The sequence below is a fragment of the Streptomyces sp. LUP47B genome (assembly GCF_001746295.1).
Lineage (GTDB): Bacteria > Actinomycetota > Actinomycetes > Streptomycetales > Streptomycetaceae > Streptomyces.
Genome location: NZ_MJAH01000015.1, coordinates 24,494 through 49,864, shown reverse-complemented (window position 1 = coordinate 49,864; position 25,371 = coordinate 24,494). Strand labels below are relative to the sequence as shown.

Here is a 25,371-nt window from a genome sequence, read left to right as displayed (position 1 = left end):
TGTAAGGCTTACGGCGGCGATACGGTCGCGCGGGGTCGGACCCACAGAGCCGTCATCGCAAGGAGTCCACGTCAGTGATACCGAGATGGCCGGTGCCGGCGAGGCGCCGTACCGCACACGCAGGACGGGTCGCCGCGGTCACCGTGACCGCGCTGGCCGCAGCGCTCGTCCAGCCGCTCTCCGCCCGGGCGGACACCCCGCCGCCACCGCCCTCCGACGCGAAGCTCGCCGCGGAACCGGCCCGGCACGACGACACCCGTGAGCAGTTCTACTTCGTCCTGCCGGACCGTTTCGCCAACGGCGACACCTCGAACGACCGGGGCGGGCTCACCGGTTCACGGCTGAGCACCGGCTACGACCCCACAGACAAGGGCTTCTACCAGGGCGGTGACCTCAAGGGCCTGACCCGGAAGCTCGACTACATCAAGGGCCTGGGCACCACGTCCATCTGGATGGCCCCGATCTTCAAGAACCGGCCCGTCCAGGGCACGGGAGCCAACGCCTCCGCCGGCTACCACGGCTACTGGATCACGGACTTCACCCAGGTCGACCCGCACTTCGGCACCAACAAGGACCTGGAGACCCTCATCTCCAAGGCCCACGCCAAGGGCATGAAGGTCTTCTTCGACGTCATCACCAACCACACCGCCGATGTCGTCGACTACGAGGAGAAGTCCTACGACTACCTCTCCAAGGGCGCCTTCCCGTATCTGACGAAGGACGGGGAACCCTTCGACGACGCCGACTACGCCGACGGCTCCCGGGCCTTCCCGTCCGTGGACGCCGACTCCTTCCCGCGCACGCCGACGGTCACCGGCGCGGGCGCCAAGGTCCCGTCCTGGCTCAACGACCCGACGATGTACCACAACCGCGGCGACTCGACCTATGCCGGTGAGTCGACGACCTACGGCGACTTCTCCGGCCTCGACGACCTGTGGACCGAGCGTCCCGAGGTCGTCTCCGGCATGGAGAAGATCTACCAGCGCTGGGTCAGGGACTTCGACATCGACGGCTTCCGGATCGACACCGTGAAGCACGTGAACATGGAGTTCTGGACCCAGTGGGCCACGGCCCTCGACGCCTACGCCGCCAGACAGGGCCGCAAGGACTTCTTCATGTTCGGCGAGGTGTACTCCGCCGACACGTCGATCACCTCGCCCTACGTCACCCAGGGCCGTCTCGACGCCACGCTGGACTTCCCCTTCCAGGAGGCCGCACGGCAGTACGCCTCCCAGGGCGGCAGCGCGCAGAAACTCGCGGGTGTCTTCGGCGACGACTACAAGTACACGACCGACAAGGCCAACGCCTACGAACAGGTCACCTTCCTCGGCAACCACGACATGGGCCGCATCGGGTACTTCCTGAACCAGGACAACCCGAAGGCCACCGACGCCGAGCTCCTCGCCAAGGACAGGCTCGCCAACGAGCTGATGTTCCTCAGCCGCGGCAACCCCGTCGTCTACTACGGCGACGAACAGGGCTTCACCGGCGCCGGCGGCGACAAGGACGCCCGCCAGACGATGTTCGCGTCCAGGACGGCCGACTACCTGGACGACGACGAGATCGGCACCGACCGCACGCACGCGAGCGACGCCTACGACACCAGCGCCCCGCTGTACGCGCAGATCAGCGCTCTGTCCAAGCTCCGCAGGGCCAACCCGGCACTCACGGACGGGGTCCAGGAGGAGCGGTACGCGGCTGACGGGGCCGGGGTCTGCGCCTTCTCCCGTACGCAGGGGAAGTCCGAGTACGTCGTCGCCTTCAACAACGCGAGCGAGGCCAAGTCGGCGACGTTCGCGACCGGCTCGGCGAACATGGCGTTCAAGGGGATCTACGGCGGTGCCTCGAGCGTCACCTCCGACGCCGACAAGAAGATCACCGTCACCGTCCCCGCCGGCTCGGCGATCGTCCTGAAGGCGGCCGGCGAGCTCGCACCGCCCGCCACCAGGCCGACGGTCACCCTCAAGGCCCCGGCCGCCGGTGCCACCGGCACCGTCGAGCTCACCGCCGACGTGGACGGCGGACAGCTCAACCGGGTCGTCTTCGCCGCCCAGGTGGGAGGCGGCAAGTGGCAGACGCTCGGCTCCGCCGACCACGCGCCGTACAAGGTCACCCAGACCATCGGCAAGACGGTTCCGGCCGGAACGGCCCTGCGCTACAAGGCCGTTGTCGTCGACTCGACGGGACGCACCGCTTCGGCGACGGCGCAGTCCGTCACCGGCACCGCGCCCGCCGAGGAGCCCCCCACCGCCTCCTCCCGCGACTACGCGGTCGTCCACTACCGGCGCGCCGACGGCGACTACGACGACTGGGGTCTGTACGCCTGGGGCGACCTCGCCGACGGCGAGTCCACCACCTGGCCCGACAGCCACCCGTTCGCCGGCCGGGACGCGTACGGCGCCTTCGCCTACGTCAAGCTGAAGCCGGGCGCCTCGAACGTCGGCTTCCTCGTCATCGACAAGGACGGCGACAAGGACGTCTCCGCCGACCGCACGATCGACGTCACCAGGACCGGCGAGGTGTGGATCGAGCAGGGCAAGGACGCCGTACGGACGCAGCGGCCCGACTACCCGGCGCAGGACAAAACCAAGGCCGTCATCCACTACCACCGCGCCGACGGGAACTACGACGGCTGGGGTCTGCACACCTGGACGGGTGCCGCGCACCCCACGGACTGGTCGAAGCCGCTGGAGCCGGTGCGGACCGACGCCTATGGCGCGGTCTTCGAGGTACCGCTGGCCGAAGGGGCCTCCAGCCTGAGCTACATCATCCACAAGGGTGACGAGAAGGACCTGCCCACCGACCAGTCCCTGGACCTCACGGCGAACGGCCACGAGGTGTGGCTGCTGAACGGCCAGGAGAAGTATCTGCTCCCGCAGCCCGCCGGGTCCGCCGCCGCGCTCGACCTGACCACCTCCAAGGCCGTCTGGATCGACCGGAACACGGTCGCCTGGAACGGCTCCGAGGCGGCCGCCTCCACCCAGCTGCTGTACTCCCACGACGGCTCGATCGCCGTCGACGGAGGAACCCTGACCAGCGACGACGAAAGGTGGCTGCGGCTCACCAGGACGACCCTCACGGACGCCCAGAAGGCCGAATTCCCGCACCTGAAGGACTACGCGGCCTGGTCCGTCGACCCCCGTGACCGCGACCGCGTGAGAGAGGCCCTCGACGGTCAGCTCGTCGCCTCCCAACGAGCCGGGAACGGCGCTGCGCTGGCAGCGACCGGCGTCCAGATCGCCGGCGTGCTCGACGACCTGTATCCCGCCGCGACGAAGGCGGACCTGGGCCCGGCCTTCCACAACGGCCGCCCCACGCTGTCCGTCTGGGCGCCCACCGCACAGTCGGTGAAACTGGAGCTCGACGGGACCCTGAAGGACATGCGACGCGACCCCACCACCGGCGTGTGGTCCGTCACCGGCCCCAGGTCCTGGAAGGGCAAGCCCTATCGGTACGTCGTGAAGGTCTGGGCGCCCAGCGTCCGGAAGGTCGTCACCAACAAGGTGACCGACCCCTACTCGGTCGCCCTCACCACGGACTCCGAGCGCAGCCTCGTCGTCGACCTGGACGACAGGTCCCTGGCGCCGCGCGGCTGGTCGACGTACACCAAGCCGAAGGCCGTGCCCCTCAAGGACGCCGAGATCCAGGAGCTGCACGTCCGGGACTTCTCGGTGGCGGACAAGACCGTGCCGTCCAAGGACCGGGGCACCTACCTCGCCTTCACCGACAAGGACGGCGACGGCTCCGCGCACCTGCGCGAACTCGCGAAGGCGGGGACGAGCTACGTCCACCTGCTGCCGGTCTTCGACATCGCGACCGTCCCCGAGAAGAAGTCCGATCAGGCGACCCCCGCCTGCGACCTCGCCTCCTACCCGGCCGACTCCGACAAACAGCAGGAGTGCGTCTCCGCGGCCGCCGCGAAGGACGCCTACAACTGGGGCTACGACCCGTACCACTACACGGTCCCGGAGGGCTCGTACGCCACCGACCCGGACGGCACCGGCCGTACGGTCGAGTTCCGCAAGATGGTCAAGTCCCTCAACGACGACGGCCTGAGGGTCGTGATGGACGTCGTCTACAACCACACCGCGGCGAGCGGACAGGCCGCCACCAGCGTCCTCGACCGGATCGTCCCCGGCTACTACCAGCGGCTCCTCGCCGACGGTTCGGTGGCCAACAGCACCTGCTGCGCGAACACGGCCACCGAGAACGCCATGATGGGCAAGCTGGTCGTCGACTCGATCGTCACCTGGGCCAAGGAGTACAAGGTCGACGGCTTCCGCTTCGACCTCATGGGCCACCACCCCAAGGCCAACATTCTGGCCGTGCGCAAGGCCCTCGACGCGCTGACCCTCAAGAAGGACGGCGTCGACGGCAAGAAGATCATTCTCTACGGCGAGGGCTGGAACTTCGGCGAGGTCGCCGACGACGCACGCTTCGTGCAGGCCACGCAGAAGAACATGGCCGGCACGGGCATCGCGACCTTCTCCGACCGCGCCCGTGACGCCGTACGCGGCGGCGGGCCCTTCGACGAGGACCCCGGCGTCCAGGGTTTCGCGTCCGGGCTGTACACCGACCCCAACTCGTCCACCGCGAACGGGACCGCGCAGGAACAGAAGGCCCGCCTGCTCCACTACCAGGACCTCATCAAGGTGGGCCTGTCCGGCAACCTCAAGCAGTTCACCTTCACCAGCACCGAAGGCAAGGAGGTCACCGGCGCCCAGGTCGACTACAACGGCCAGCCGGCCGGATACGCGGACACCCCCGGCGACGCCCTCGCCTACGCCGACGCGCACGACAACGAGTCGCTGTTCGACGCGCTGACGTACAAGCTGCCCGCCGGCACCAACGCCGCCGACCGGGCCCGGATGCAGGTCCTCGCCATGGCCACGGCAGCCCTCTCGCAGGGCCCGTCGCTCTCCCAGGCCGGCACCGACCTGCTGCGCTCCAAGTCCCTCGACCGCAACTCCTTCGACAGCGGCGACTGGTTCAACGCGATCCACTGGAACTGCCAGGACGGCAACGGGTTCGGCCGCGGACTGCCCATGGCAGCCGACAACGCGTCCAAGTGGCCGTACGCCAAGCCGCTGTTGGGCTCGGTGAAGGTCGGCTGCGCACAGATCCAGGGGGCCTCGGCCGCCTACCGGGACCTGCTGCGGATCCGTACGACGGAGAAGGCGTTCTCGCTCGGCACGGCGCAGCAGGTGCAGTCGAGGCTGTCCTTCCCGCTGTCCGGGAAGGACGAGACGCCCGGTGTGATCACGATGGAACTGGGTGACCTCGTCGTCGTGTTCAACGCGACGCCGAACGCGCAGAGCCAGCGGGTCGAGGCTCTTGCCGGGAGCACATACCAACTGCATCCCGTGCAGGTGGCGGGCGCGGACTCTACCGTCAAGGGCGCGTCCTACGAGCGGAAATCGGGCACGTTCGCCGTTCCGGGACGGACCGTGGCCGTTTTCATCCGCCATCCGTAGCTGAAGGCATTACCTTGGTGGAGCAGAGCCCGAACCCCGCTCTGCTCCACCGGTGTTGCCCGAGGGCGGACAGATGGATGCAAAAGGCAAGCTGACAGGCACGACCGTGATGGTCGTGGACGACGCGGAGGCCAGCCGGTACGCCATGGGCACCGTGCTGAGCCGGGCAGGCCATCGCGTCATACCCGTCGCCACCGGCGGCGAGGCCCTGGCCGAACTCGACACACGGCTGCGCAAGGGCACCCTGCCGGACGTGGCCCTCGTCGACGTGGGGCTGCCCGACATGAGCGGCTTCGACCTGTGCCGGCTGTTCAAGGAACGCCCGCACACGGCCCGGATGCCCGTGGTCCACTTCTCGGCCTCCGCGGTGCCCCCGGCCGTGCACTGCGCGGGCATGGACATGGGGGTCGAGGCCTATCTGAAGGTGCCCGCCGAGCCCCTGGAGATCGAGGCGGTCGTCAGGGCCGCCGTACGCAACGCGCAACTGCGGGCCGGTGACCGGGCGTTGGTACGACGGCTCACCCTGCTGTCCGAGACGATCGTCACCATCCAGTCGGCGCGCACCCTGCAGGAGCTCTCCGACGCGGCCGCCGAGGGCCTCTCGCGGCTCACCGGCACCCCCGGCGCCGTCTTCGTCCTCGACCAGGAGGACATGCTCTACCGCGGCCTGTCCCGCGACCGCATCCCCGTCGCCCTGCCCGACGAGGACGCCGACCGGGCCGTGGCCGCCCTGCTGCGCCGGCTCACCCGGGGGCAGGCCGGGGTGCAGCTCACCACCGTGCCCGCGCCGCTGTGGCCCGCCGGGTTCTTCCGGCCCGGCGTCGAGCACGACGCCCGGCTCGCGCTCGTCGTCACCCAGGACGGCCGGGCACCGGTGTGCCTGGCCGCGCCCGCGCGCGGGATGCGCAGGGTGGGCCTGGAAGGCGAGACCCTGCTGGCCCAGCTGGCGCAGGCCACCGCGCTCGCCGCCCAGCCGCTGCTCATGTACAAGGTCGAGCGGCATGTCGCCCTCACCCTCCAGCACAGCTTCCTGCCCCAGCCGCACCGGCTGCCGGAACTGCCGGGCATCGACGTCGTGGTCCGCTATGTCCCCGCCTCCCGGCAGACCGAGATCGGCGGCGACTTCTACGCCGCCCTGCGCGTGGACGAGGGAGTGCTCACCGCGGTCGGCGACGTCGTCGGGCACTCGCTGGACGCGGCGACCGTCATGGTCGAGCTCCGGCACGCGCTGCGCGCCTACGCCGTGGACGAGAGCGATCCGGCCGTGCTCGCCGAGCGCCTGGACCGGACGCTCCAGCGCTACCACCCCGACACCACCGCCACCGTCTGCCTGGCCCTGATCGACCCGGACACCGGGCGCACCCGGATCGCCAACGCCGGCCACATCCCGCCGCTGATCGTCCGCGACACCGGCACCGCCGACTACGCCAAGGCGGCGGGACCGTTGCTCGGGGTCGGCCTGCCCCATCCGCCGGCCACCGAGCTGTTCCTCGAACCCACCGACCGGCTCCTCATGGTCACCGACGGCCTCATCGAGACCCGGGGGACCGACCTCTCGGCCTCCCTGGAACACCTGCGCGCGGCCTCCTCCGGCGCCCTGCCCGGCCTGGACGCCCTGTGCGACACCCTCCTGGACACCTTCGGCCACGACCGGGAGGACGACATCGCCATGCTGGCGCTGCGGCTAGGGTGACCTGTGCCGTCGTAGAACAGGAGTCCTCATGCCGCAGATCACCGTCGAACACTCCCCGTATCTCGACCATGTCGACTGGGAGGAGTTCGCCCTGGCGCTGCACCCGGTCGTCGTCGAGACGGCGGCCGCGAAGCTCGAGGCGTGCAAGACCCGCGTCCTGCGCACCGAGGACGAGGCGGTCGGCGGCGAGATCAGGAACCACGCGATCGTGAACGTCACGCTCGCCCTGCTCGCCGGACGGTCCGAGGAGACCAAGGCGAAGCTCACCGAGGCCGTCGTGGAACTGCTGCGCAAGCACGTCGGCCCCGCGGAAGGCCTCACCGTGCACCTCTCCGCCGAGGTACGCGACCTGGACCCCTCCTACACCAAGGCCGTCCTCTAGGAGGCCAGCGCGATCAGCCGGGCGGCGAGGTCGGTGAACGGGCCGTCGGCCGGCTCGTCCCTGAGCATGTGGCGCAGCAGCGCGGTCATCTCCTCGTCGTAGGCCGCGCTCACCGCGGCCAGCGCGGCGAAGCCGTGGACGAGCTGTGTCTCCAGTTCGGCGCGCGGGATGCGCCGGCCGTCCAGCCAGATCAGGGCCGTCGACTCGACGAGCGAGATCCACGAGCGGATGAGCAGTTCCAGCCGGGCGGGCGGGTCCGTCACCCGCAGATGCGACAGGATCTGCTCATAGGCGACCTGCCGTACGGAGTCGATGAGCGCGTTCGTCGCCGAGGAGCCGACCGCGGGCCCGCCGCGCATCAACGCCGAGAAACCCGGGCCGTGTTCGTCCACGAAGTCGAAGAACCGGCGCATCACGCGCAGCAGTCGACCGCCCAGCGACCCCTCGTGCGGTTCCTCGAACCGGCTCGCCAGGTCCTGCGCCGCGCGCTTCAACGCGGCCTCGTACAGGCTGAGTTTGCCGGGGAAGTAGTGATAGACCAGTGGCCGCGAGATACCGGCCGCCGCGGCTATCTCGTCGATGGAGACCTCGTCGGGCGAGCGGCGGGCGAACAGTTCGAGGGCGACGCCGATCAACTGCTGACGCCGTTCCTCGACGCCCATTCTTCGACGGACCCCGGTAGTCATACGAACACCTTACCGATCGGATCCGGCCTGGAACGGGCTGGATCGACCAGCGGCTTTCACATACACGCACGCCACTGCGGGCACATCGACCAGCTCTACCGGAGCCCGCTGACCGCCCGCCCGTCCACCAGGGTCCCCTTCAGCTCGGCCTGGGCCCCCTGCTTCGCCTTCGCGGCCAGCAGATTGCCGTTCGCCGTCGCACGGATCCCGCCCGACGCGTTGACCGAGGACGTGCCCCGGCTCCCCGCCGCCAGCAGGTACCAGGTACCGGTCCCCGACTTCCACAGCACCCCGGCCAGCACCTGCGGATCCTTCGCCCCGCACGCCGGCACGTTCTCGGCCTTCGCCGCGACCGCCGCGTACCGTCCGCCGGGCGTGTGGAACTGGGCCAGCACCCGCTCCCCGCCGCCCTGCCAGGTCTCGGCCCGGGTGCACACCCAGTCGGCCGTCCCGCTCGCGTCGGGCAGCGGCTGCGCCGCGTACGTCCAGGTGTTCACACTGCGCACGCCCGCGGAGCGCATCGCGCCCAGCGAGCAGGCGTACGGCGCCCAGGCGCGCAGCGCGCCCGCGCCTGACGCGTCCTTCACGGACCCGGGACGGCCGGTGGTGAGGCGGGCCGGGACCAGTTCGCCGAGGTCGGTCAGCAGCCGGGTGCCGGAGGCGTCCGTCAGCTGGAGCACGTTCCAGGAGGTGCAGGGGCCGCTCTGCGCGGGGCCCGCCATCGGCGCGGTGGTGCCGCCGGTCAGCGCGAGGCCCGTGGCGTCGGAGCCCGGCTTCAGCAGGTCCCGGTCGGCGGCCTTGGTCACCCAAGGGGCCGTCAGATAGCGGACGTTGCCGTCGGCCCGGCCCAGAACGACCGCGCTCGCCTCCGCCCGGTCGGCGCCGTCGACCCGCGCGAAGTCGAGGGCGGCGCCCTTCGCGTTGTCCCGCGGTTCGGCGTAGCGGACGATGCGCAGACCGTCGTAGAGGATCACCACGCGCGCGTTGTCAACGGTTCCGGCGTACAGCAGCTGCGGCGGGCCGGAGGGGCCGCCCGAGGGGGTGCCGGGGGTCGCGGAGACCTGGACGGTCTCGCCGGGGCGGGCCCAGACAGCGAGAGCGCGGCGCAGGAGGGCCGAGTCGCCGGTGAGGTCGCCGCGCGCGGGCCACACGGAGAAGTCGGTGCGGGCGGAGGACTCCCACGCGGCGGCCGGGACCTTCAGCAGCAGGGCCGGGTCCAGGGCTGCCTTGGCGGCGGGGTTCTGCGCGTAAGGGGGTGCGGCCGCGCCGTCCGGTCCCCAGCCGTCGCCCGGCATGCCGAGCAGCGCCCCGCACACGGCGACGGCCGCCGCGGCGGCGAGCGCGGCCTTCATGTGCTGCCTGCGCCGCATCAGGTCGGTGGGCCGGGCCTGGAGCGAGCAGGGGTCGAACTCGGGGGAGTCGAGCAGGGCGTACTCGGCCTGCGCGGAGTCGGCCTCGTCGAGGGCCGCGTCCGCGTCCGCCACGCCCGCCGCCGTCAGCAGACCGCGTACGTCGCTGTCGGGAAGCTTCTCCAGGCCGCGCAGGACGTAGGCGGCACGGGCCGGTCCCGTCAGGGCCGACAGGCGCTGGTCCAGGGCGAGTTCGTCGGCGCCCCCGGAGCGCGGGAAGAGCCGCAGGCCCCACACCTGGGGGAGCAGCGGCGGGAGCTGGGAACGCTTGGGCCACGCCCTGCGCCGGAGCGGCAGGCCCGCCTCCAGGGCCGTACGCACCACCTGGAGGCGGACGAAGGCGTAGCCGGGGTCGCCCTCGCGGCCGTCCGACTGGGCCGGGATCACGGGTGTCGCCGTGCGGCCCCGGGGCAGGGCACGCTGGGTGAGGGCGTGCGCGGTCAGGACCCGCCGGTTGCGGCCGAGGCCCGGCGGCAGCACCAGATAGGCGAGCCGGACCAGCCGGGGATAGTGCTCGACGAGCGCGGCCTCGGCCTGTTCGACGTCGACGACGGGGTCGGAGGCGGAGCCGGAAGCGGGTGCGGGGCGCGGGGCGACATCCTGTGACTGCACGTTCAGCAGAACGAGCGAATCGTTGGTTGGTCACCGCCCCCCGGGTGAATCAGTCCTCCGGTTCGACCAGCGCGCGGGCGTAGCGGGCCATCGAGCGCTGGTAGCGCGGCAGATGCGGGGCGAGCGCACCCAGGACCAGCGACAGTCCCTCGCGGTCCCGGCCGAGGCTGGACAGGCACAGCGCCAAGGTGGCCCGTACGGCATCGTCCAACTCGTCGGACGGGCCGTCCAGTTCGGGAGTGAGCAGCTTGACGCCCTCCTCCGCCTGCCCCGTGTTCCGGAGCGAACTGGACAGCTGGATCTTGGCGCGCCGCCCCTTGTAGCCGCTCTCCCGGCTGAGCCCCCGCGCGAGCGCCTCCCGGTACAGCGGGACCGCCTTGTCCGAGTGCCCCGTCGAGTCCCAGGCGGAGGCCTGCTCGAACAGACCGAGCGGACTGCCGTCCGGCAGCTCGGCCACGAGCGCGTCGATCAGGGCCCGGAACTCGGCCGCCCGTTCCTCCGGATACTCGTCCAACGTCGCCCAGGCGGCGACCACGCGCTGTTCCCAGTCCTCGTTCACCGGCACACTTTCGCACAGCCGTACCCGTGGTGACACCAGAATTTGAGCGTCCCGCGCCTCGCAGCCGTATGGGAGGAGACGGACCCCCGCCGGGGCCCGTCCGAGGTGACCCGTGACCGGAGGAACAGATGAGGTTGACCCGACCGATGCTCGCGCTGACCGGCGCGGCCGCGGTGCTGGCGCTGGCGGGCTGCGGATCCGGCGGTGACGCGAAGGCCGCCGCGGTGCCCTCCGCGGCCACCGGCAGTCTGGAGCACCTGGCCGCCGAGGTGAAGTGCACGCCCAACATCCAGATCGACGCCGACGAACTGCGCCAGGCGGTGTGCAAGAAGTCCAAGGACGCCGACGGCAAGTTCATCATCGCCACCTTCGCCACCGACCGCGGCCAGCGCGAGTGGATCAACGGCGCCAAGGACTACGGCGGGCACTTCCTGGTCGGCCGCAAATGGGTCGCCGTCGGTGACACCACCAAGACGGTGACGGTGCTGCGCAAGACGCTCGGCGGGGACATCGAGGAGGGCACGGACCACTCGAAGATGGGCGCCACGCATTCGGCCCACTGAGGAAGCGCGAACACGAGAAAGCCGGCGGTGAGAGATTCTCACCGCCGGCTTTCTCAGTGCGTCACTGGCACTTCTTGCCGGTGTTGATGCAGTTGACCATCTGGTTCATCGTGTTCTGCGAGAAGAAGTTGATGAAGTCGTTGTGGTCGGTGATCGGCTTGTGCAGGTTCTCCGGGAAGGTGTCCACCGCGTAGGGGTTGACGACCGTGCCGTTCTGCAGCTTCGGGGCCGGGACGTTGTAGACGAGCCGGACCTGGAGCTGCGGGATTGCCTTGAAGCCGTTGGCGCAACTGCCGTCGGCCGCGGCGAACGCCACGTGGGTGCGGTGGTTGGCGCTGTCGATGTTCTGACCGTCCCAGCAGCTCTGGAAGTCGGTCGTGCGCACCACCTGGCTGCCCTGCGGGCAGATCGGGTACTTGTCGTGCAGCTGCACCTTGTTCTCGAAGCCGGTGCAGGACCAGTTCACGTTGGCGTTGGCGTTGCCGTTGACGAAGGCCTTCGCGTCACCGGTGATGATGCGCAGGGCGGTCGGCATCGCGACGACGTTGCCCTTCTTGTTGCCGACGAACTTGATCTGCGCCTGGGAGGCCTGCAGGATCTTGCCGACGTTGCCTTCCTTGCCACCGCCGTCGTTGTTCTGGTCGAAGTCCTGCGAACCGTCCTGGAGGCGCAGCACCGGCCAGAAGTACGAGGACTTGTCGCCCTGGTTCTGGCAGGTGGTCGTGGCCGCCGCCAGCTCCTGGTCGCTCGCGAAGGCGTCGTTGCTCTGGTTGCCGACGTAGTCGTGCAGGTGGTGGGCACCGTTGGCGACACCGGGAGCCACGATCACGTTGTCCGTGTTGTGGTTCTTGTTCGCGTTGGTGCCGCACTTGGTGGTGAAGCTGCCCTTCGAGCCCGAGTTGCCGTTGGCCGGAAGGCCGTTGGCTCCCACGCCGAGCTGGGCGTTGCCCTGGACCTTGGTGATGTCCACGAAGTCGGCCGCCACCGGGCCGTTGCCGCCCTGACCGCCGTTGCCCTGCTGCTGGCCGCCCTGCTGCTGACCGCCGTTCTGCTGGCCACCGTTCTGCTGCTGACCGCCGTTGTTTTGCTGGCCGCCGTTCTGCTGCTGACCGCCGTTGTTCTGCTGGCCACCGTTCTGCTGGCCGCCGTTCCCGCCGGCGTTGGTCTGCGGGGCCGCGTTCTGCGTGGTGCAGGCGGCCAACTGGCTGAGCGCCGTGTTGAACTGGCCACCGACCCGCTGGACGTCGATGCGGATCCGGTCGATCGTGGCCGCCCGCTTCTCCTTCAGGGGGCCGACGATGGCGTTCTGGACGAAGCCCGAGTCACCCGCCTGAGCCTGTCGCGTCGAGGCGAGCCTGGCGTAGGCCTCGGTGATCTGCTTGTCCAGATTGGCCAGCTCGGTGGCCACACCCTGACGCGCCTGCTGAGGCACATTCGTCAGCTTCTGGCCGACATCGGGGCAGGAGATGGTCGCCACCTGCGCGGCGGCGGCCTTGGTCTGGTTCTGAGACCAGCCGTTGTTGTTGGACTCGTGCGCCGAGGCGTAGAAGTTCGCCCAGATCAGCCCGCCCCCACCGAGCGCTAGGGCCGCCGACGCGGCTATGGCCTTGCTGGCCATCGACGAGCGGCGTTTACGTGTATTGCGTCCCATGGAACTCCTCTGACTTCCTTTTCCGGGCCATCGAGGCGCCCGACAGGAGTGAAGCGGCTCCCTTGCTTACGGATGCCGTCCCAGGGGTGTTCAGCCGTCCCACAAACAAATCAGAGGTTTACCGGGAACCGGGCCGACAACAGCCCGTTGAGCAGCAGGAGTTACAGAGAATGAGGGGTCGCTCACCGGCCCTGGTCGAGATACGCGAGCACCGCCAGCACGCGCCGATTGTCATCGTCCGACACCTCAAGACCCAGTTTGGCGAAGATGTTGGCGGTGTGCTTGGCAATGGCCCGTTCTGTGACGACGAGCTTGCCGGCGATCGCCGCGTTCGACCGCCCCTGTGCCATCAGTTCCAGCACCTCCCGCTCGCGGGGCGTGATCCGGGCGAGCGGCTGGTCGTCGGCCGCCCGCCGGGTCAGCAGCTGCTGGATCACCTGCGGGTCCATCGCCGTACCGCCCGCCGCGACCCGTCGTACGGCATCCACGAACTGTTCCGCGTCGAACACCCGGTCCTTGAGCAGATAGCCCACCCCGCCGGTGCCGTCGGCCAGCAACTCGCGCGCGTACAGCTGCTCCACGTGCTGCGACAGCACCAGCACCGGCAGCCCGGGTCTGTCCCGCCGGGCGTTCAGCGCGCACTGCAGCCCCTCGTCGGTGTGCGTCGGCGGCAGCCGGACGTCGACCACGGCGACGTCCGGTTCCAGTTCGGCCAGCGCCCGGGCCAGCTCGGGCCCGCTCTCGACGGCCGCGGCGATCTCGAAGTCGTGCGCCTGAAGGAGCCGAACGAGACCGTCGCGCAGCAGGAAGAGGTCTTCGGCCAGGACTACGCGCAAGGGATCTCCATGGTCACCATGGTGGGACCGCCCGCGGGTGAGCCGACGGCCAGGACGCCGTCGAATGTACCCAGCCGCCGCTCCACTCCGGCCAGTCCCGAACCGGCCGTGATCAGCGCGCCGCCCCGGCCGTTGTCGGTGACGGTGATCCGCAGCATCCCCTCGGTCCGATGCAGGTCGATCCAGATCCGGTCGGCGCCGGAGTGCTTGACCGCGTTGGTGAGGACCTCGCTGACCGCGAAGTAGGCGGCCGACTCCACGGGCGCGTCCGGCCGGCCGTCCAGCTCCACGGTCACCTCGGTCGGTACCGGCAGCCGCAGCGCCAACGCCCGTACGGCGTCGCCCAGTCCGCGCTCGGCCAGCACCGGCGGATGGATGCCGCGAACCAGGTCGCGCAGTTCGGTCAGGGCGTCCACCGAGGACTGACGGGCCTGTGCCAGGAGTCGCTTCGCCTGCTCGGGGTCCTTGTCGAGGAGCATCTCGATGGTGCCGAGGTCCATGCCCATGGCGACCAGACGGGCCTGCGCCCCGTCGTGCAGGTCCCGCTCGATGCGCCGCAGTTCGGCAGCGGAGGTGTCCACGGCGTCCCGCCGGGTCTCGGTCAGGACGCGGACGCGTTCGGCCAACTCGCCCTGACCGGCGCCGAGTACGACGCGGGTGAGCCGGAAGTGGGCGGTCAGCATTCGCGGGGCGAGCAAGGCGAGGGGCAGCAGGGCGATACCCAGGGCGCCGGCGGCCAGCGCGGAGGCCTGGTCGGTGACATGCACGAAGCCGTACCAGTAGCCGCCGCCCAGCTCCACGAGCGGCCGCCACAGCCCGGCCGCGACCGCCAGTCCCTCCAGGGGGTAGAGGACGAGCACCGCCGACAACAGCGCCGTCACGAACCCCGCCGTCATGTCCACCTGCAGCCACCGCAGATCCCGCCAGGTCGCCGGGTCGAGCAGCATCGCGTAGGTGCGGGCCCAGGGGTTGGCGTTCTTCGGTGTCGGCCGGTACGCCGACGGGATCCGCACCCCGTACCACTCGGCTGCGAGCACCCGCCGCCAGTCCGCGAAGGCACGCACGCCCGTCAGCACCCAGGGGGTCGTGACGACCCCGATCCCGACCGGGACGAGGGAGATGGACACCAGGCCGAGCGTGAATCCGAGCAGCGCGCCCGGCAGCGTCACCAGTGCCAGCGCGAGCCCCCGCACGGCCGCGAGCCCGATGCCCCGCGCCCTCGTACCCCAGCTGCCGTTCCCCGTCTGCATGGTCATACGGTCAGTCTCGCCGAGGGGGCGACGCGGGTCACTGGGCCTGGCCGCCCTGTCCGGGAGTGGTGCCAGATACACCCGCTCCCGCGCTCACACCGTGAATCGCGCCACAGCACCACCCGGTAACACGGGGTTCACATTCGAGCAATGACCGGGAAATCGCCTGTTGACAGGCTCGCGGGCATCAAAGAGGCGGCGTTTCAGTGCCGCAGCGCCGCAGCACCCGCAGTGCGTAGACACATCCCCGAAGGAAGTGGCCCGTGACCTTCAAGGCTGAGTACATCTGGATCGACGGCACCCAGCCGACCGCCAAGCTCCGTTCCAAGACGAAGATCCTGGCGGACGACGCCAAGGGCGCCGAGCTGGGTATCTGGGGCTTCGACGGGTCGTCCACGAACCAGGCCGAAGGCCACTCCTCGGACCGTGTCCTCAAGCCGGTCTTCTCCTGCCCGGACCCGATCCGCGGCGGCGACGACATCCTCGTCCTGTGCGAGGTCCTCAACATCGACATGACGCCGCACGAGTCCAACACCCGTGCCGCGCTCACCGAGGTCGCCGAGAAGTTCGCCGCCCAGGAGCCGATCTTCGGCATCGAGCAGGAGTACACCTTCTTCAAGGACGGCTACCCGCTCGGCTTCCCCAAGGGCGGCTTCCCGGCCCCGCAGGGCGGCTACTACTGCGGTGTCGGCGCCGACGAGATCTTCGGCCGTGACATCGTCGAGGCCCACCTGGAGAACTGCCTCAAGGCGGGTCTGGCCATCTCCGGCATCAACGCCGAGGTCATGCCCGGCCAGTGGGAGTTCCAGGTCGGCCCGGTCTCCCCGCTGGAGGTCTCCGACCACCTGTGGGTGGCCCGCTGGCTGCTCTACCGCACCGCCGAGGACTTCGGTGTCGCCGCGACCCTCGACCCCAAGCCGGTCAAGGGCGACTGGAACGGCGCCGGCGCGCACACCAACTTCTCCACCAAGGCGATGCGCGAGACCTACGACGCGATCATCACCGCCGCCGAGTCGCTCGGTGAGGGCTCCAAGCCGCTCGACCACGTCAAGAACTACGGCGCCGGCATCGACGACCGCCTGACCGGCCTGCACGAGACCGCCCCGTGGAACGAGTACTCCTACGGTGTCTCCAACCGTGGTGCCTCGGTGCGTATCCCGTGGCAGGTCGAGAAGGACGGCAAGGGCTACATCGAGGACCGCCGTCCGAACGCCAATGTCGACCCGTACGTGGTGACGCGGCTGATCGTCGACACCTGCTGCTCCGCGCTGGAGAAGGCCGGCCAGGTCTGATCCCCGCCTTCAGCTTCCCGAGGGGCGCCCACCGGCCACGGTGGGCGCCCCTCGGCGTGTTGTCGGTGGGCGGGCCCGCCGGGGAAGTGTCCGAGCAGTGAGAGAAGGCTCCTGTCGCGGGCCCGTGTCTGCTTCAATGGGCTCATGGCCATCTTCCGGAAGTGCAGCGCGACGGGTCGCCATGACCTCGAGCCCTTCTGGCCTTCCCGTCAGCACCACGACTTCGACCGGGTGTGTTGCCGCGCGATGAACGCGCAGGCCCTCTAAAGCCGTATACCCCGGCCTTCGGCCAGCGCGCAGACGTACGTCTCCCGACGACCCTCTCGCGCGAAAGAGCTGATCTCATGGCGACCACTCGTTCTCTCTCCACCGCTCCCCTCGCCACCCCGTCCGAGAACGGCGCACGGCACCGACTCCGAGCCGTCCGCCCCGACGAGGTCCCCGAAGCGCCGGAGTTCCTTCCTCCGGGCGCCACCTGGCTTCCCGCTCCCCAGCACACCCTGCCCGTCCTGCCGGGCCGGCCCCCGATGATCGGCTACCTGGTGCTCGTCCCGGCCGACCAGCACCAGCCCTTCCGGCCGCACCCCACGGTCACCGACGCGGACGCCGGCGCCCCCCTCGTACGGATCGACACCGTGCAGCGCACCGCCGAGGTGAACGGCAGTCAACTCGACCTCACCTACCTGGAGTTCGAGCTCCTCGCCCACCTCGTCCAGAACCCCCACCGGGTGCACACCCGCGACCAGCTGGTCACCACGGTCTGGGGCTACGGTCACGTGGGCGACGGCCGTACCGTCGACGTCCACATCGCCCGGCTGCGCCGCAAGCTGGGCGCGGAGTTCCGGGGCGCGATCCAGACCGTGCGCCGGGTCGGTTACAAGTACACCCCGCCGACCGGCGGCTGACCGTCTGCCCAGGGCAGATCCGGGTTCCCCCGCGGCGCTCCGGCGGGCACAGTCACGGGCATGAGACTTCTTCTGCTGGGTGGTACGGAGTTCGTCGGCCGGGCCGTCGCCGAGGCGGCCCTGGAACGCGGCTGGGACGTGACCGTCTTCCACCGGGGACGGCACGCGCCCGTGGCCGGGGTGCGGTCGCTGCACGGCGACCGCACCGCGCCCGACGGACTCACGGCCCTGGCCGACGGGGGCCCCTGGGACCTGGTCGTCGACACCTGGTCGGCGGCGCCCCGCGCGGTCCGGGACGCGGCGCGGCTGCTGCGGGGCCGCGCCGACCGGTACGCGTACGTGTCGAGTCGCTCGGTGTACGCGTGGCCGCAGCCGGCCGGACACACCGAGGACGCGCCCCTGGTCGAGGGCGCCGCGGCCGACGCGGAGCAGACCGACTACGCCCGGGACAAACGGGGCGGAGAACTGGCCGCCGTCGAGGCGTTCGGCACGGACCGCTCCCTGCTCGTACGGGCCGGGCTGATCCTCGGCCCGTACGAGAACATCGGCCGGCTCCCGTGGTGGCTGGGCCGTATCGCCCGCGGCGGGCAGGTCCTCGCACCGGGGCCACAGGACCTCCCTCTCCAGTACGTCGACGTCCGCGACCTGGCGCGGTGGACGCTGAGCGCCGCCGAGGCGGAGCTGAACGGCCCGTACAACCTGGTCGGCCCGCCCGGCCACACCACCATGGCCGAACTCCTCGGCGCTTGCGTGGCCGTGACCGGGTCGGACGCCGAACTGCGGTGGACCGACCCGGACGTCGTCCTCGGCGCGGGCATCGAACCCTGGACCGGCCTGCCGGTGTGGGTCCCGCCCGGTACCGACCTGCACACCAGCCTCCATGGCGGGGACACCTCCCGGGCCGCCGCGGCCGGCCTGCGCTGCCGTCCGGTCACCGAGACGGTGTCCGACACCTGGCGCTGGCTGCGGGAGATCGGCGGGGTGGCGCCGCAGCGCCCGGACCGGCCGGTACTGGGAATCGACGAGGAGACGGAGGCGAAGGCACTCGCGGCCGGCGAACGCCACTGAGTGGAGCGGCCGGTCCGCGCGTCAGGCCTCCTCGGCCGCCGCGTCCCGCACGCCCGCCAAGAAGCCACGGATGGCCGCCCGCTCCCCCTCGTCGTACCCCTGGAGCAGCTCCACCGCCCGCCCGATCAGCGGTCCGAAGAAGGCCTGCCCCAGCTCCACCGCGCGTTCGTCCACCTCGACGACCACCTTGCGCCGGTCCTCCCGCCCCCGCACCCGCCGCACATGACCGGCCCGCTCCAACCGGTCGAGCAGCGAGGTCGTCCCCGCCGAGTTGAGCCCGAGCTCCGTGCCGAGCCGCCCCGCCGTCATCTCCTCGCCCGCGCGGGAGGCGTCCATCAGGGCGATCAGAGCACGGACGTCCGTCGGATGCATGGCGTTGCGCTGGGCGAACCGGGCACTGTGCAGGCCGAGTTCGACGGCCACCGCGCGCAGGAGATGGACGATCTCCATCTCAGGTCCCGGGGACGACATGTGCACCCTCCCGTATTATCTCGCTCATCGAGTATCTTGCTGAGCGAGATAATACGGGAGGGATCGATGGGCAGATACGACGGCGACGCGTTCCAGGCCGCCTACGACAAGGTGCTGTCCAAGTGGCCCGCCGACCGGGAGGCGCTCCGGGTGCCGACCCCGTTCGGCACCACTCACGTCAACGCGTGCGGCCCGGCCGACGCGCCCCCGCTCGTCCTGCTGCCGGGCGGCGGTGGAGCGACCTCCACGTCCTGGTACGCCCAGGCCGCCCACCTCGCCCGCACCCACCGGGTCCTCGCCGTCGACCTGATCGGAGCCCCCGGCCGCAGCGAACCGGCCGCCGACCGTCACCCTCGTACGGTCGCCGACCTGGCCGCCTGGCTGGACGCCCTCCTCGACGGACTCGGCGTCACGGAGGCCGACTTCGGCGGACACTCGTACGGTGCCTGGATCGCCCTGCACCACGCCGTGCGCGCCCCCGACCGGATGCGCCGCCTGTTCCTCCTGGACCCGACCCAGTGCTTCGCCGGGTTCAAGGCGGCGTATCTGCTGCACGCCCTGCCGATGCTGCTGCGACCCACGCCGGCCCGGGTGCGCGCCTTCCTGGACTGGGAGACCGGGGGAGCGGCCGGCCTGGACCCCGACTGGCTCCGCCTCCAGGAGGCCGCCGCCGGTTTCCCCGCCGCCCGACCGGTCACCGGTCCCCGCCTCGCCCCGGACGCACTGCGCGTCCTGAACACGCCGGTCCTGCTGCTCGTGGCCGCGAACAGCATTGCCCACGACCCCTACAAGGTGACGGCCCGGGCCGGCGAACTGCTGCCGCGGGCGGAGATCGACGTCGTCCCCGGCGTCTCCCACCACGCGCTGCCGCAGTCCGCACCTCCCGAACTGGCCCGCCGCCTCAGCGAGTTCCTGGGCGAACGCCCCGAATGACCTCAGCCCACCTTCTCGATCAGAGCCCGGCGGATGAGGAACTTGCCGGGCTCCCGCACCTGTTCGAAGGCCGCGTTGTTGAGCAGGGCACAGCTGCCGGAGACCGAAGTGACCTCCACCGTCGTGGACTTGTTGTTGTCCAGGTTGGTGACCTTCAGCTTCGTGCCGGCCGGGAACTGGTTGCTGGACGCGGCGGGCGCGCCGGCCTCACCGGAGAGCGTGACGGTAGAGCCGTTGCAGACCTGCTGCCCGGAGGCGGCGTTCCCGGCAGGGGGAGCCTGAGCGGCGGGCGGGGACGTGGATGCAGGCGCAGACGCCGACGCGGCCTGTGAGGGCTGTCCCGCGGCGGCCTGGGAGCCCTGAGCCGACTCCCCGACCGCGCAACCGGACGCCTCCTGCTGCACCTTGATCTGTGCGATCACCGCTTCCCGGTTGGCGATCCGGGCCGCCGACTGGGCGTCGGGAGCGGAGCGTTGTCCCTCGATGAACCGCTGGTTGTTGCCGAGCGCGGTGGCGAGGCCCTGGCAGACCGTCGACTCCGCCGCCGTCTGCGGGGTCGCGGCGTTCGAGGTGGAGGCCATCACGAAGGCCCCACCACCCGCCACCGCCGCCGCGCTCACCAGCAGCGCGACCTTCTTCTTCGTACCGAGTGTTCTCCTGCGCGACATCCGCGCCTCCTGAGAGCTAGGGGAGCGTACGCCGCTATGTACGAGATACCGAACGAGGTTACTCAGCGGTTACAGGAGTCAGCTGACGTAACCTGCGTCACACCCCGCTATTTCCTGGCCAAGGCGTCCCGTACGGCGTCCTCGGTGCGCCCGACCACCGCGGAGCCGTCGTCCGCCGTGATGAGGGGCCGCTGGATCAGCTTCGGATGTTCGGCGAGCGCGGTGATCCAGCGATCGCGTGAACTGTCGTCCCGGGCCCACTCCTTGAGGCCGAGCTCCTTGGCGGCGGCTTCCTGGGTGCGGGTGATGTCCCACGGTTCGAGCCCGAGCCGGTCGAGCACCTCACGGATCTCGTCCTCGCTCGGGACGTCCTCCAGATAGCGGCGGACGGTGTACTCGGCACCCTCCGCGTCGAGCAGACTGATCGCGCTGCGGCACTTCGAACAGGCCGGATTGATCCAGATCTCCATGGTCTCCACGGTACGCGAAAACCCGTCTTCCACCTGCGTCACAGCACCCCCGAAAGCCCTTGTGGCCAGGGGCTTTTGTCAGTGGCGGACGGTAGAATAAAACCAGTGTTCGAGGGCGTCGCCGGGTCATCCGGTGGTCGTCCTTACCGCGACAGGAGGATGCCTGTGCCCGCTGCCGCACTGAAGCCGAAGCCGTTCCCGACCCAGTCCACCGCGAAGCACCCCGTGCTGCTCGACCTGCCGTACACCCCCGTGGAGAAGCGCCCGTTGCCGCCGGGCCGTCCCCGCGAGTGGTATGTCACCCACAACCGCCGCCTCAAGGCGATGCGGCTGGCGATCGCCCTGCTCGACTCCGGCGTCTACGTGCCGAACCAGGCCCGCAACGAGACGATCCGGGACGCGGCGGAGATGATCGGCGTCCACCCACCGTCGGACACGACGTGCCACATGGTGCGGGCGCTGATGCGTTACTCGCGATAGGCCGTGGCGCCGGGTGTCCCTGATCCCTCAGGGCGCCCGGCGTTCGTCCAGATCGGCGATGGCTACCGCAAGCCCTCGGCGACTGGCTCACCCTCTCCGGCCGCTTCCGCTCCCGCGCGGGCATCGCCGACGCGATCCGGGCGCGGGGCCGCCGCGCCGGGATCTGGACGGCCCCTTCCGGGTCGACCCGGCCAGTGACCCGGCCGCCGAGCACCCCGCGTTCCGGTCAGCCCGCGAGTTCGGCCAGTTCCTTCTCCAACGGCGTCTGGAACCGGGGCCGCACCCGAGTCGCCCCCACCCAGTCCCGCAACCGGGCGGCCTCCACCGCGATGGCCGCCTCGGCCTCGCTTCCCACGCCCTCCGTGTCCAGCAACCGCCAGACGATCTCCCCGTCGGGCTGCTGTCCCCAACCCCCCACCACCCGCCCGTTCCACCACACCGTCGGTCCCACGTTGCCGCTGCGGTCGAACAGCGCGGGCCGCAGCGCCGGTGCCAGATACCAGTCCCGCTGCTGCCAGCCCATCGCCGTCGGATCGAGGCCGGGCAGCAACGCCGCCCAGGGCTCCACGGGTCCCGCGACCGGGTCGGCGTCGCCGTCGACGACGTACGCCGGGCCCTCGTCGACGGACACCCGGACCGCGCGGATCGCCGTGAGCGCGCGGCGGACGTCGGTCACCTTCCAGCCCGTCCACCACTTCAGGTCGGCCTCGGTGGCGGGGCCGCACACGGTGAGCCACCGCCGCAGCAACGCGGCCTGGGCCTCGGCCACGTCGAGTTCGGGATGCGGGGGCGCCACCGCCCAGCGGAACTGCGTGGAGATCCAGGAGCCGAGCGGCCGGCCGCGGACCACCTTGCCCTCCACGCCGAGCACCCTCAGCAGACGGCTCGAGACGGAGTGGACGCCCTCGTAGCTCTTCCCGGCCGCGTACACGAACTGCTCGCGCAGCCTCGGCTCGTCCTGGGTGAGCTCCGTCGCCGTCGCCTGGCCGCGCCGGGCGAGTGCGGCCAGCGTCGACTCCTCGACCTCCTTCAGCCAGGTTGCGTCCGGGGCCCCGGCCTTCGCCATGTCCTTGAGCAGCGCGGCCCGTTCCCGCGCGGCGACCGTGAGGCCGGTCGAGGCGTGCACGACGGCGGTGAGCTCGGTCGGGAACGCGAACACGGTGTGCCGCATCCCGTGCATCCGCACCAACGACCGGTCCTCGTACAACGCCCGCTCGGTCTCGGCGACGGTCCCCGAAGGATCCACGAGCCGCGCGCCGATCGCCAGATACACGGTCGCGGGATCGGACCCGTGCAGCGCGACCAGAGCGTCGGCCACCTCCTCGGGACTCCTCACCCGAGCCGCCCCGGCAAGCTGCTGCCGCAAGCCCAGCCGAGCCCGCCGCTCATCCACCCCGATGTACCGCTCCCCGCCACCCGTAGCCATACGGCCCATCTTGACGCAGGCCACTGACAACGCGCCCCAAAGGGGCGCGGGACCGGCGCGACCAGCCACGACGACACACCGCACCCCGACGCACACGTCACCCGATCGCCGTACCCCGCATGCGCACCCTCCCCCTCCGGCCCTTCACTGCGATGAGGAGGTGAACGACACCGGCGACCAGGAGGCGAGCGTGACCCGGAGACAGGGCACATGAACACCCCCGCCACCCGCGCGGAGCGCGGCCGCACCGCCCGCAAGCTCGTCCCCCGTTCCGCCCACGCCGTCTGGATCCCGTCCGTCGACCGCCCCGACCCCGTCGCCGTACTGGAACGGCAGGGCCGCGACCGGCTCCCGGAGCTGCTGCCGATCCGCTACGGCAGGATGTCCGCCTCCCCCCTCGCCTTCCTGCGCGGCGCGGCCGCCGTGATGGCCGCCGATCTCGCCGCCCAGCCCCACACCGGCCTCACCGTGCAGCTCTGCGGCGACGCCCACCTGCTCAACTTCGGCCTGTACGCCTCCCCGGAACGCTCCCGCTCCCTCCACTTCGACCTCAACGACTTCGACGAGACCTTCCTCGGCCCCTTCGAGTGGGACGTCAAACGGCTCGCCGCGAGCGTCGCCGTGGCCGCCCGCGAGAACGGCCACAGCGAGGCCAAGGCCCACCGGGCGGCGGGGGAGGCCGTCACCGCGTACCGCACGGCCATGCGCCGGCTGGCCCGCCTGGGCGAGCTGGAGGTCTGGTACGCGAGCGCCGACGCCGACAGCCTGCTGCCCCTCGTGCGTTCCGCCCGTCACCGCCGGCACGTGGAGTCCAGCCTCACCCGGGCCCGCCGCCGCACCAGCATCCAGGCGCTCGGCAAGCTCACGGAGGTCGTCGAAGGCCGCCGCCGCATCGTCCACGACCCGCCACTCCTCGAACCGGCCGGCGCGTCCGACATGGCCAGCCTGCGCAAGATCTTCAGCGACTACCGCTCCACGCTCTCCGAGGAACGCCGGCTGCTCCTGGACCGCTACCGCTTCGTCGACGCGGCCCGCAAGGTCGTCGGCGTCGGGAGCGTCGGCCTGCGCTGCTTCATCGTGCTGCTGGAGGGGCGGGACGTCGACGATCCGCTGTTCCTGCAGATCAAGGAGGCGCGGGAATCCGTACTGGAGGAACATCTGCCGCATGGCCCCTACGACCATGCCGGCCGCCGTGTGGTCGTGGGCCAGCGTCTGCTCCAGGCTGCGAGCGACATCTTCCTGGGCTGGATGAGCGGGCCGCAGGGGCGCGCCTTCTACTGGCGCCGGCTGCGTGACATGAAGAGCTCCGCGGACGTGGCCGGCATGCCCCCGGCCGACCTCAGGGCCTACGCCCGCCTGTGCGGCACCACCCTGGCCCGCGCGCACGCCCGCTCCGGCGACCGCATCGCCATCGCCGCGTACCTGGGCACCGCCGACACCTTCGACCAGTCGGTCGCCGACTTCGCGCTCACCTACGCCGACCGGACCACGAGCGACCACGCGGCCCTCTCCGCCGCCATCGCGGCAGGCGTCGTCACGGCGGCCCCGGGCGAGTGACCCCCGGCGGGAAAGAGCTTCGCGCAGGGCAGGCATCACGCCGCCCCTCCGCGGCTACTCTTCTACACCACACCCACGCACACGGAGGCCCGTCATGGGCACCATCGTCATTTCCGGGACCGTCGTCCTGGTCATCCTGGGCTTCGGGAACCACATCTGGTGGCTCGTAGCCGTCGCCCTGCTCTTCGCGTACATGCAGTACGGCCGGGGCGGTACCTCGGCGTCCTCGCCGGGCGGCTCGTCCGGCGGCGCCTCGGGGGCCGCGCCCGGCAGCTACCGGGCGTACCGCGACCGCCGTGACAAGCAGGCCCGGTGGGACCGCCGTTACCGCCGCGAGCACCCCCTGGAGTCCCGTCGGCAGGCACGCGAGAGAAAGAGCTCGTGAGACAGGAGCCGGGGCCTCAGAGGCCGGGGGCGCCCCACAGGGGGAACCAGCGGTTCAGGTCCTGTTCGATGCGCAGATCGTTCGTCAGCGCGGCCTTCACCCGCAGTTCCAGCGAGTTGTCGCGCCGCTGTGCCTCGCCGGGGAGCGGCGCGAAGGGGTAGAAGCTGCCGCGCTTGTAGAGGTAGACCAGCGCGAGAGAGCGGCCCTCGCTGTCCTGGAACCCGGCGAGCGAGCACAGCAGTTGCGGCCCGAAGCCGTTGACCTCCATCGAACTGTTCACCGCATGCAGGTCGTTGACCAGTTGCGGCAACTGGTCCGGGGTGCGCTCGGAGACCAGCCAGGAGTACCCGAAGTCGTCCCGCCGCAGTTCCACCGGCGGGCCGTCCCGGTCGGCGTCCGCGTCCAGCAGTGCCTGGACCTCCCGGTGCGTCTGCTCGAAGGCCGCCCCCTCGACCGTGGCGAAGCACACCGCCCCGCGTCCGGTCGGCGTGAAGGACGCGGCCGCCTCCAGCGTGATGGCCGCCGACGGCAGCGCGAAGAGCTGGTCGAGATCGGGCGCGACGGGCTTCGTGCGCCCGAGCAGGATGTCCAGCAGCCCCAT

22 protein-coding genes and 1 pseudogene are annotated in these 25,371 nt (G+C 70.8%); 12 read left to right on the top strand and 11 right to left on the bottom strand.

What is annotated here, in order from left to right:
* Positions 1-74 precede the first annotated feature (74 nt).
* From pulA to BFN33_RS35685, 3 genes are all read left to right on the top strand, one after another.
* Positions 75-5,474, top strand: a complete 5,400-nt coding sequence (gene pulA, locus BFN33_RS35695; RefSeq protein ID WP_069764343.1) for a pullulanase-type alpha-1,6-glucosidase — start codon at positions 75-77, stop codon at positions 5,472-5,474.
* Between the two features lie 73 nt (positions 5,475-5,547).
* Positions 5,548-7,167 carry a fused response regulator/phosphatase gene (locus tag BFN33_RS35690; RefSeq protein WP_069764692.1) on the top strand — a complete coding sequence of 540 codons (1,620 nt, stop codon included), beginning with the start codon at positions 5,548-5,550 and terminating at the stop codon, positions 7,165-7,167.
* 28 nt (positions 7,168-7,195) lie between these two features.
* Entirely contained in the window at positions 7,196-7,549 is a 354-nt protein-coding gene (locus tag BFN33_RS35685) for a 5-carboxymethyl-2-hydroxymuconate Delta-isomerase (protein WP_069764342.1), read from the top strand.
* Here BFN33_RS35685 and BFN33_RS35680 read toward each other — a convergent pair.
* The 3 genes from BFN33_RS35680 to BFN33_RS35670 form a co-directional block, all read right to left on the bottom strand.
* Positions 7,546-8,235, bottom strand: coding sequence for a TetR/AcrR family transcriptional regulator (locus BFN33_RS35680; RefSeq protein WP_088245462.1), 690 nt, complete (start codon positions 8,233-8,235; stop codon positions 7,546-7,548). The genes BFN33_RS35685 and BFN33_RS35680 overlap by 4 nt on opposite strands.
* Before the next feature lie 95 nt (positions 8,236-8,330).
* Positions 8,331-10,256, bottom strand: a complete 1,926-nt coding sequence (locus BFN33_RS35675; protein WP_069764340.1) for a hypothetical protein — start codon at positions 10,254-10,256, stop codon at positions 8,331-8,333.
* A 49-nt stretch (positions 10,257-10,305) separates the two neighbouring features.
* Complete coding sequence (locus tag BFN33_RS35670) at positions 10,306-10,815, bottom strand: tetratricopeptide repeat protein (RefSeq protein WP_256122941.1); 510 nt, start codon at positions 10,813-10,815, stop codon at positions 10,306-10,308.
* A gap of 128 nt (positions 10,816-10,943) precedes the next feature.
* Between BFN33_RS35670 and BFN33_RS35665 the strand changes: the two genes are divergently transcribed.
* The gene (locus BFN33_RS35665) at positions 10,944-11,378 is read left to right on the top strand and encodes a hypothetical protein (RefSeq protein ID WP_069764339.1); all 435 of its coding nucleotides are present in this window, start codon (positions 10,944-10,946) and stop codon (positions 11,376-11,378) included.
* A gap of 61 nt (positions 11,379-11,439) precedes the next feature.
* Here the strand turns inward: BFN33_RS35665 and BFN33_RS35660 are convergent, their stop codons facing one another.
* From BFN33_RS35660 to BFN33_RS35650, 3 genes are all read right to left on the bottom strand, one after another.
* Positions 11,440-13,029 (bottom strand): DUF1996 domain-containing protein, encoded by a 1,590-nt coding sequence (locus BFN33_RS35660; protein WP_069764338.1) that lies wholly within the window; start codon positions 13,027-13,029, stop codon positions 11,440-11,442.
* Between the two features lie 182 nt (positions 13,030-13,211).
* Positions 13,212-13,865, bottom strand: coding sequence for a response regulator transcription factor (locus BFN33_RS35655; RefSeq protein WP_069764337.1), 654 nt, complete (start codon positions 13,863-13,865; stop codon positions 13,212-13,214).
* Positions 13,856-15,121 (bottom strand): sensor histidine kinase, encoded by a 1,266-nt coding sequence (locus BFN33_RS35650; RefSeq protein ID WP_069764336.1) that lies wholly within the window; start codon positions 15,119-15,121, stop codon positions 13,856-13,858. The genes BFN33_RS35655 and BFN33_RS35650 overlap by 10 nt, the downstream gene beginning before the upstream one ends.
* Positions 15,122-15,378: 257 nt before the next feature.
* Between BFN33_RS35650 and glnII the strand changes: the two genes are divergently transcribed.
* The 3 genes from glnII (at position 15,379) to BFN33_RS35635 (ending at position 18,380) form a co-directional block, all read left to right on the top strand.
* Positions 15,379-16,407, top strand: coding sequence for a glutamine synthetase (gene glnII / locus BFN33_RS35645; protein ID WP_069764335.1), 1,029 nt, complete (start codon positions 15,379-15,381; stop codon positions 16,405-16,407).
* 344 nt (positions 16,408-16,751) lie between these two features.
* The gene (locus tag BFN33_RS35640; RefSeq protein WP_069764334.1) at positions 16,752-17,312 is read left to right on the top strand and encodes a winged helix-turn-helix domain-containing protein; all 561 of its coding nucleotides are present in this window, start codon (positions 16,752-16,754) and stop codon (positions 17,310-17,312) included.
* Between the two features lie 60 nt (positions 17,313-17,372).
* The gene (locus BFN33_RS35635; RefSeq protein ID WP_176742539.1) at positions 17,373-18,380 is read left to right on the top strand and encodes an SDR family oxidoreductase; all 1,008 of its coding nucleotides are present in this window, start codon (positions 17,373-17,375) and stop codon (positions 18,378-18,380) included.
* A gap of 21 nt (positions 18,381-18,401) precedes the next feature.
* Here BFN33_RS35635 and BFN33_RS35630 read toward each other — a convergent pair whose 3' ends face one another.
* Positions 18,402-18,851 (bottom strand): MarR family winged helix-turn-helix transcriptional regulator, encoded by a 450-nt coding sequence (locus BFN33_RS35630; RefSeq protein WP_069764333.1) that lies wholly within the window; start codon positions 18,849-18,851, stop codon positions 18,402-18,404.
* 66 nt (positions 18,852-18,917) lie between these two features.
* Between BFN33_RS35630 and BFN33_RS35625 the strand changes: the two genes are divergently transcribed.
* Entirely contained in the window at positions 18,918-19,784 is an 867-nt protein-coding gene (locus BFN33_RS35625; protein ID WP_069764332.1) for an alpha/beta fold hydrolase, read from the top strand.
* Positions 19,785-19,786: 2 nt separating this feature from the next.
* Here BFN33_RS35625 and BFN33_RS35620 read toward each other — a convergent pair whose 3' ends face one another.
* The gene (locus BFN33_RS35620; RefSeq protein ID WP_069764331.1) at positions 19,787-20,452 is read right to left on the bottom strand and encodes a hypothetical protein; all 666 of its coding nucleotides are present in this window, start codon (positions 20,450-20,452) and stop codon (positions 19,787-19,789) included.
* Positions 20,453-20,559: 107 nt separating this feature from the next.
* Complete coding sequence (locus BFN33_RS35615) at positions 20,560-20,922, bottom strand: arsenate reductase family protein (RefSeq protein WP_059206334.1); 363 nt, start codon at positions 20,920-20,922, stop codon at positions 20,560-20,562.
* 165 nt (positions 20,923-21,087) lie between these two features.
* Between BFN33_RS35615 and BFN33_RS35610 the strand changes: the two genes are divergently transcribed.
* A complete protein-coding gene (locus tag BFN33_RS35610) occupies positions 21,088-21,402 on the top strand; it encodes a hypothetical protein (RefSeq protein ID WP_007381544.1) in 315 nt (104 codons plus the stop codon).
* Between the two features lie 45 nt (positions 21,403-21,447).
* Positions 21,448-21,625: pseudogene (locus BFN33_RS54720) on the top strand (alpha-galactosidase); the annotation flags it as partial.
* Between the two features lie 3 nt (positions 21,626-21,628).
* Here BFN33_RS54720 and BFN33_RS35605 read toward each other — a convergent pair.
* Positions 21,629-22,828 (bottom strand): winged helix DNA-binding domain-containing protein, encoded by a 1,200-nt coding sequence (locus BFN33_RS35605; RefSeq protein ID WP_069764330.1) that lies wholly within the window; start codon positions 22,826-22,828, stop codon positions 21,629-21,631.
* Positions 22,829-23,038: 210 nt separating this feature from the next.
* On the opposite strand from BFN33_RS35605, the gene BFN33_RS35600 reads away from it, so the two are divergent.
* Both BFN33_RS35600 and BFN33_RS35595 read left to right on the top strand, forming a co-directional pair.
* Positions 23,039-24,385 carry a DUF2252 domain-containing protein gene (locus BFN33_RS35600; RefSeq protein ID WP_069764329.1) on the top strand — a complete coding sequence of 449 codons (1,347 nt, stop codon included), beginning with the start codon at positions 23,039-23,041 and terminating at the stop codon, positions 24,383-24,385.
* 94 nt (positions 24,386-24,479) lie between these two features.
* The gene (locus BFN33_RS35595) at positions 24,480-24,770 is read left to right on the top strand and encodes a hypothetical protein (protein ID WP_069764328.1); all 291 of its coding nucleotides are present in this window, start codon (positions 24,480-24,482) and stop codon (positions 24,768-24,770) included.
* A gap of 16 nt (positions 24,771-24,786) precedes the next feature.
* Here BFN33_RS35595 and BFN33_RS35590 read toward each other — a convergent pair whose 3' ends face one another.
* Positions 24,787-25,371, bottom strand: a complete 585-nt coding sequence (locus BFN33_RS35590) for a hypothetical protein (RefSeq protein WP_069764327.1) — start codon at positions 25,369-25,371, stop codon at positions 24,787-24,789.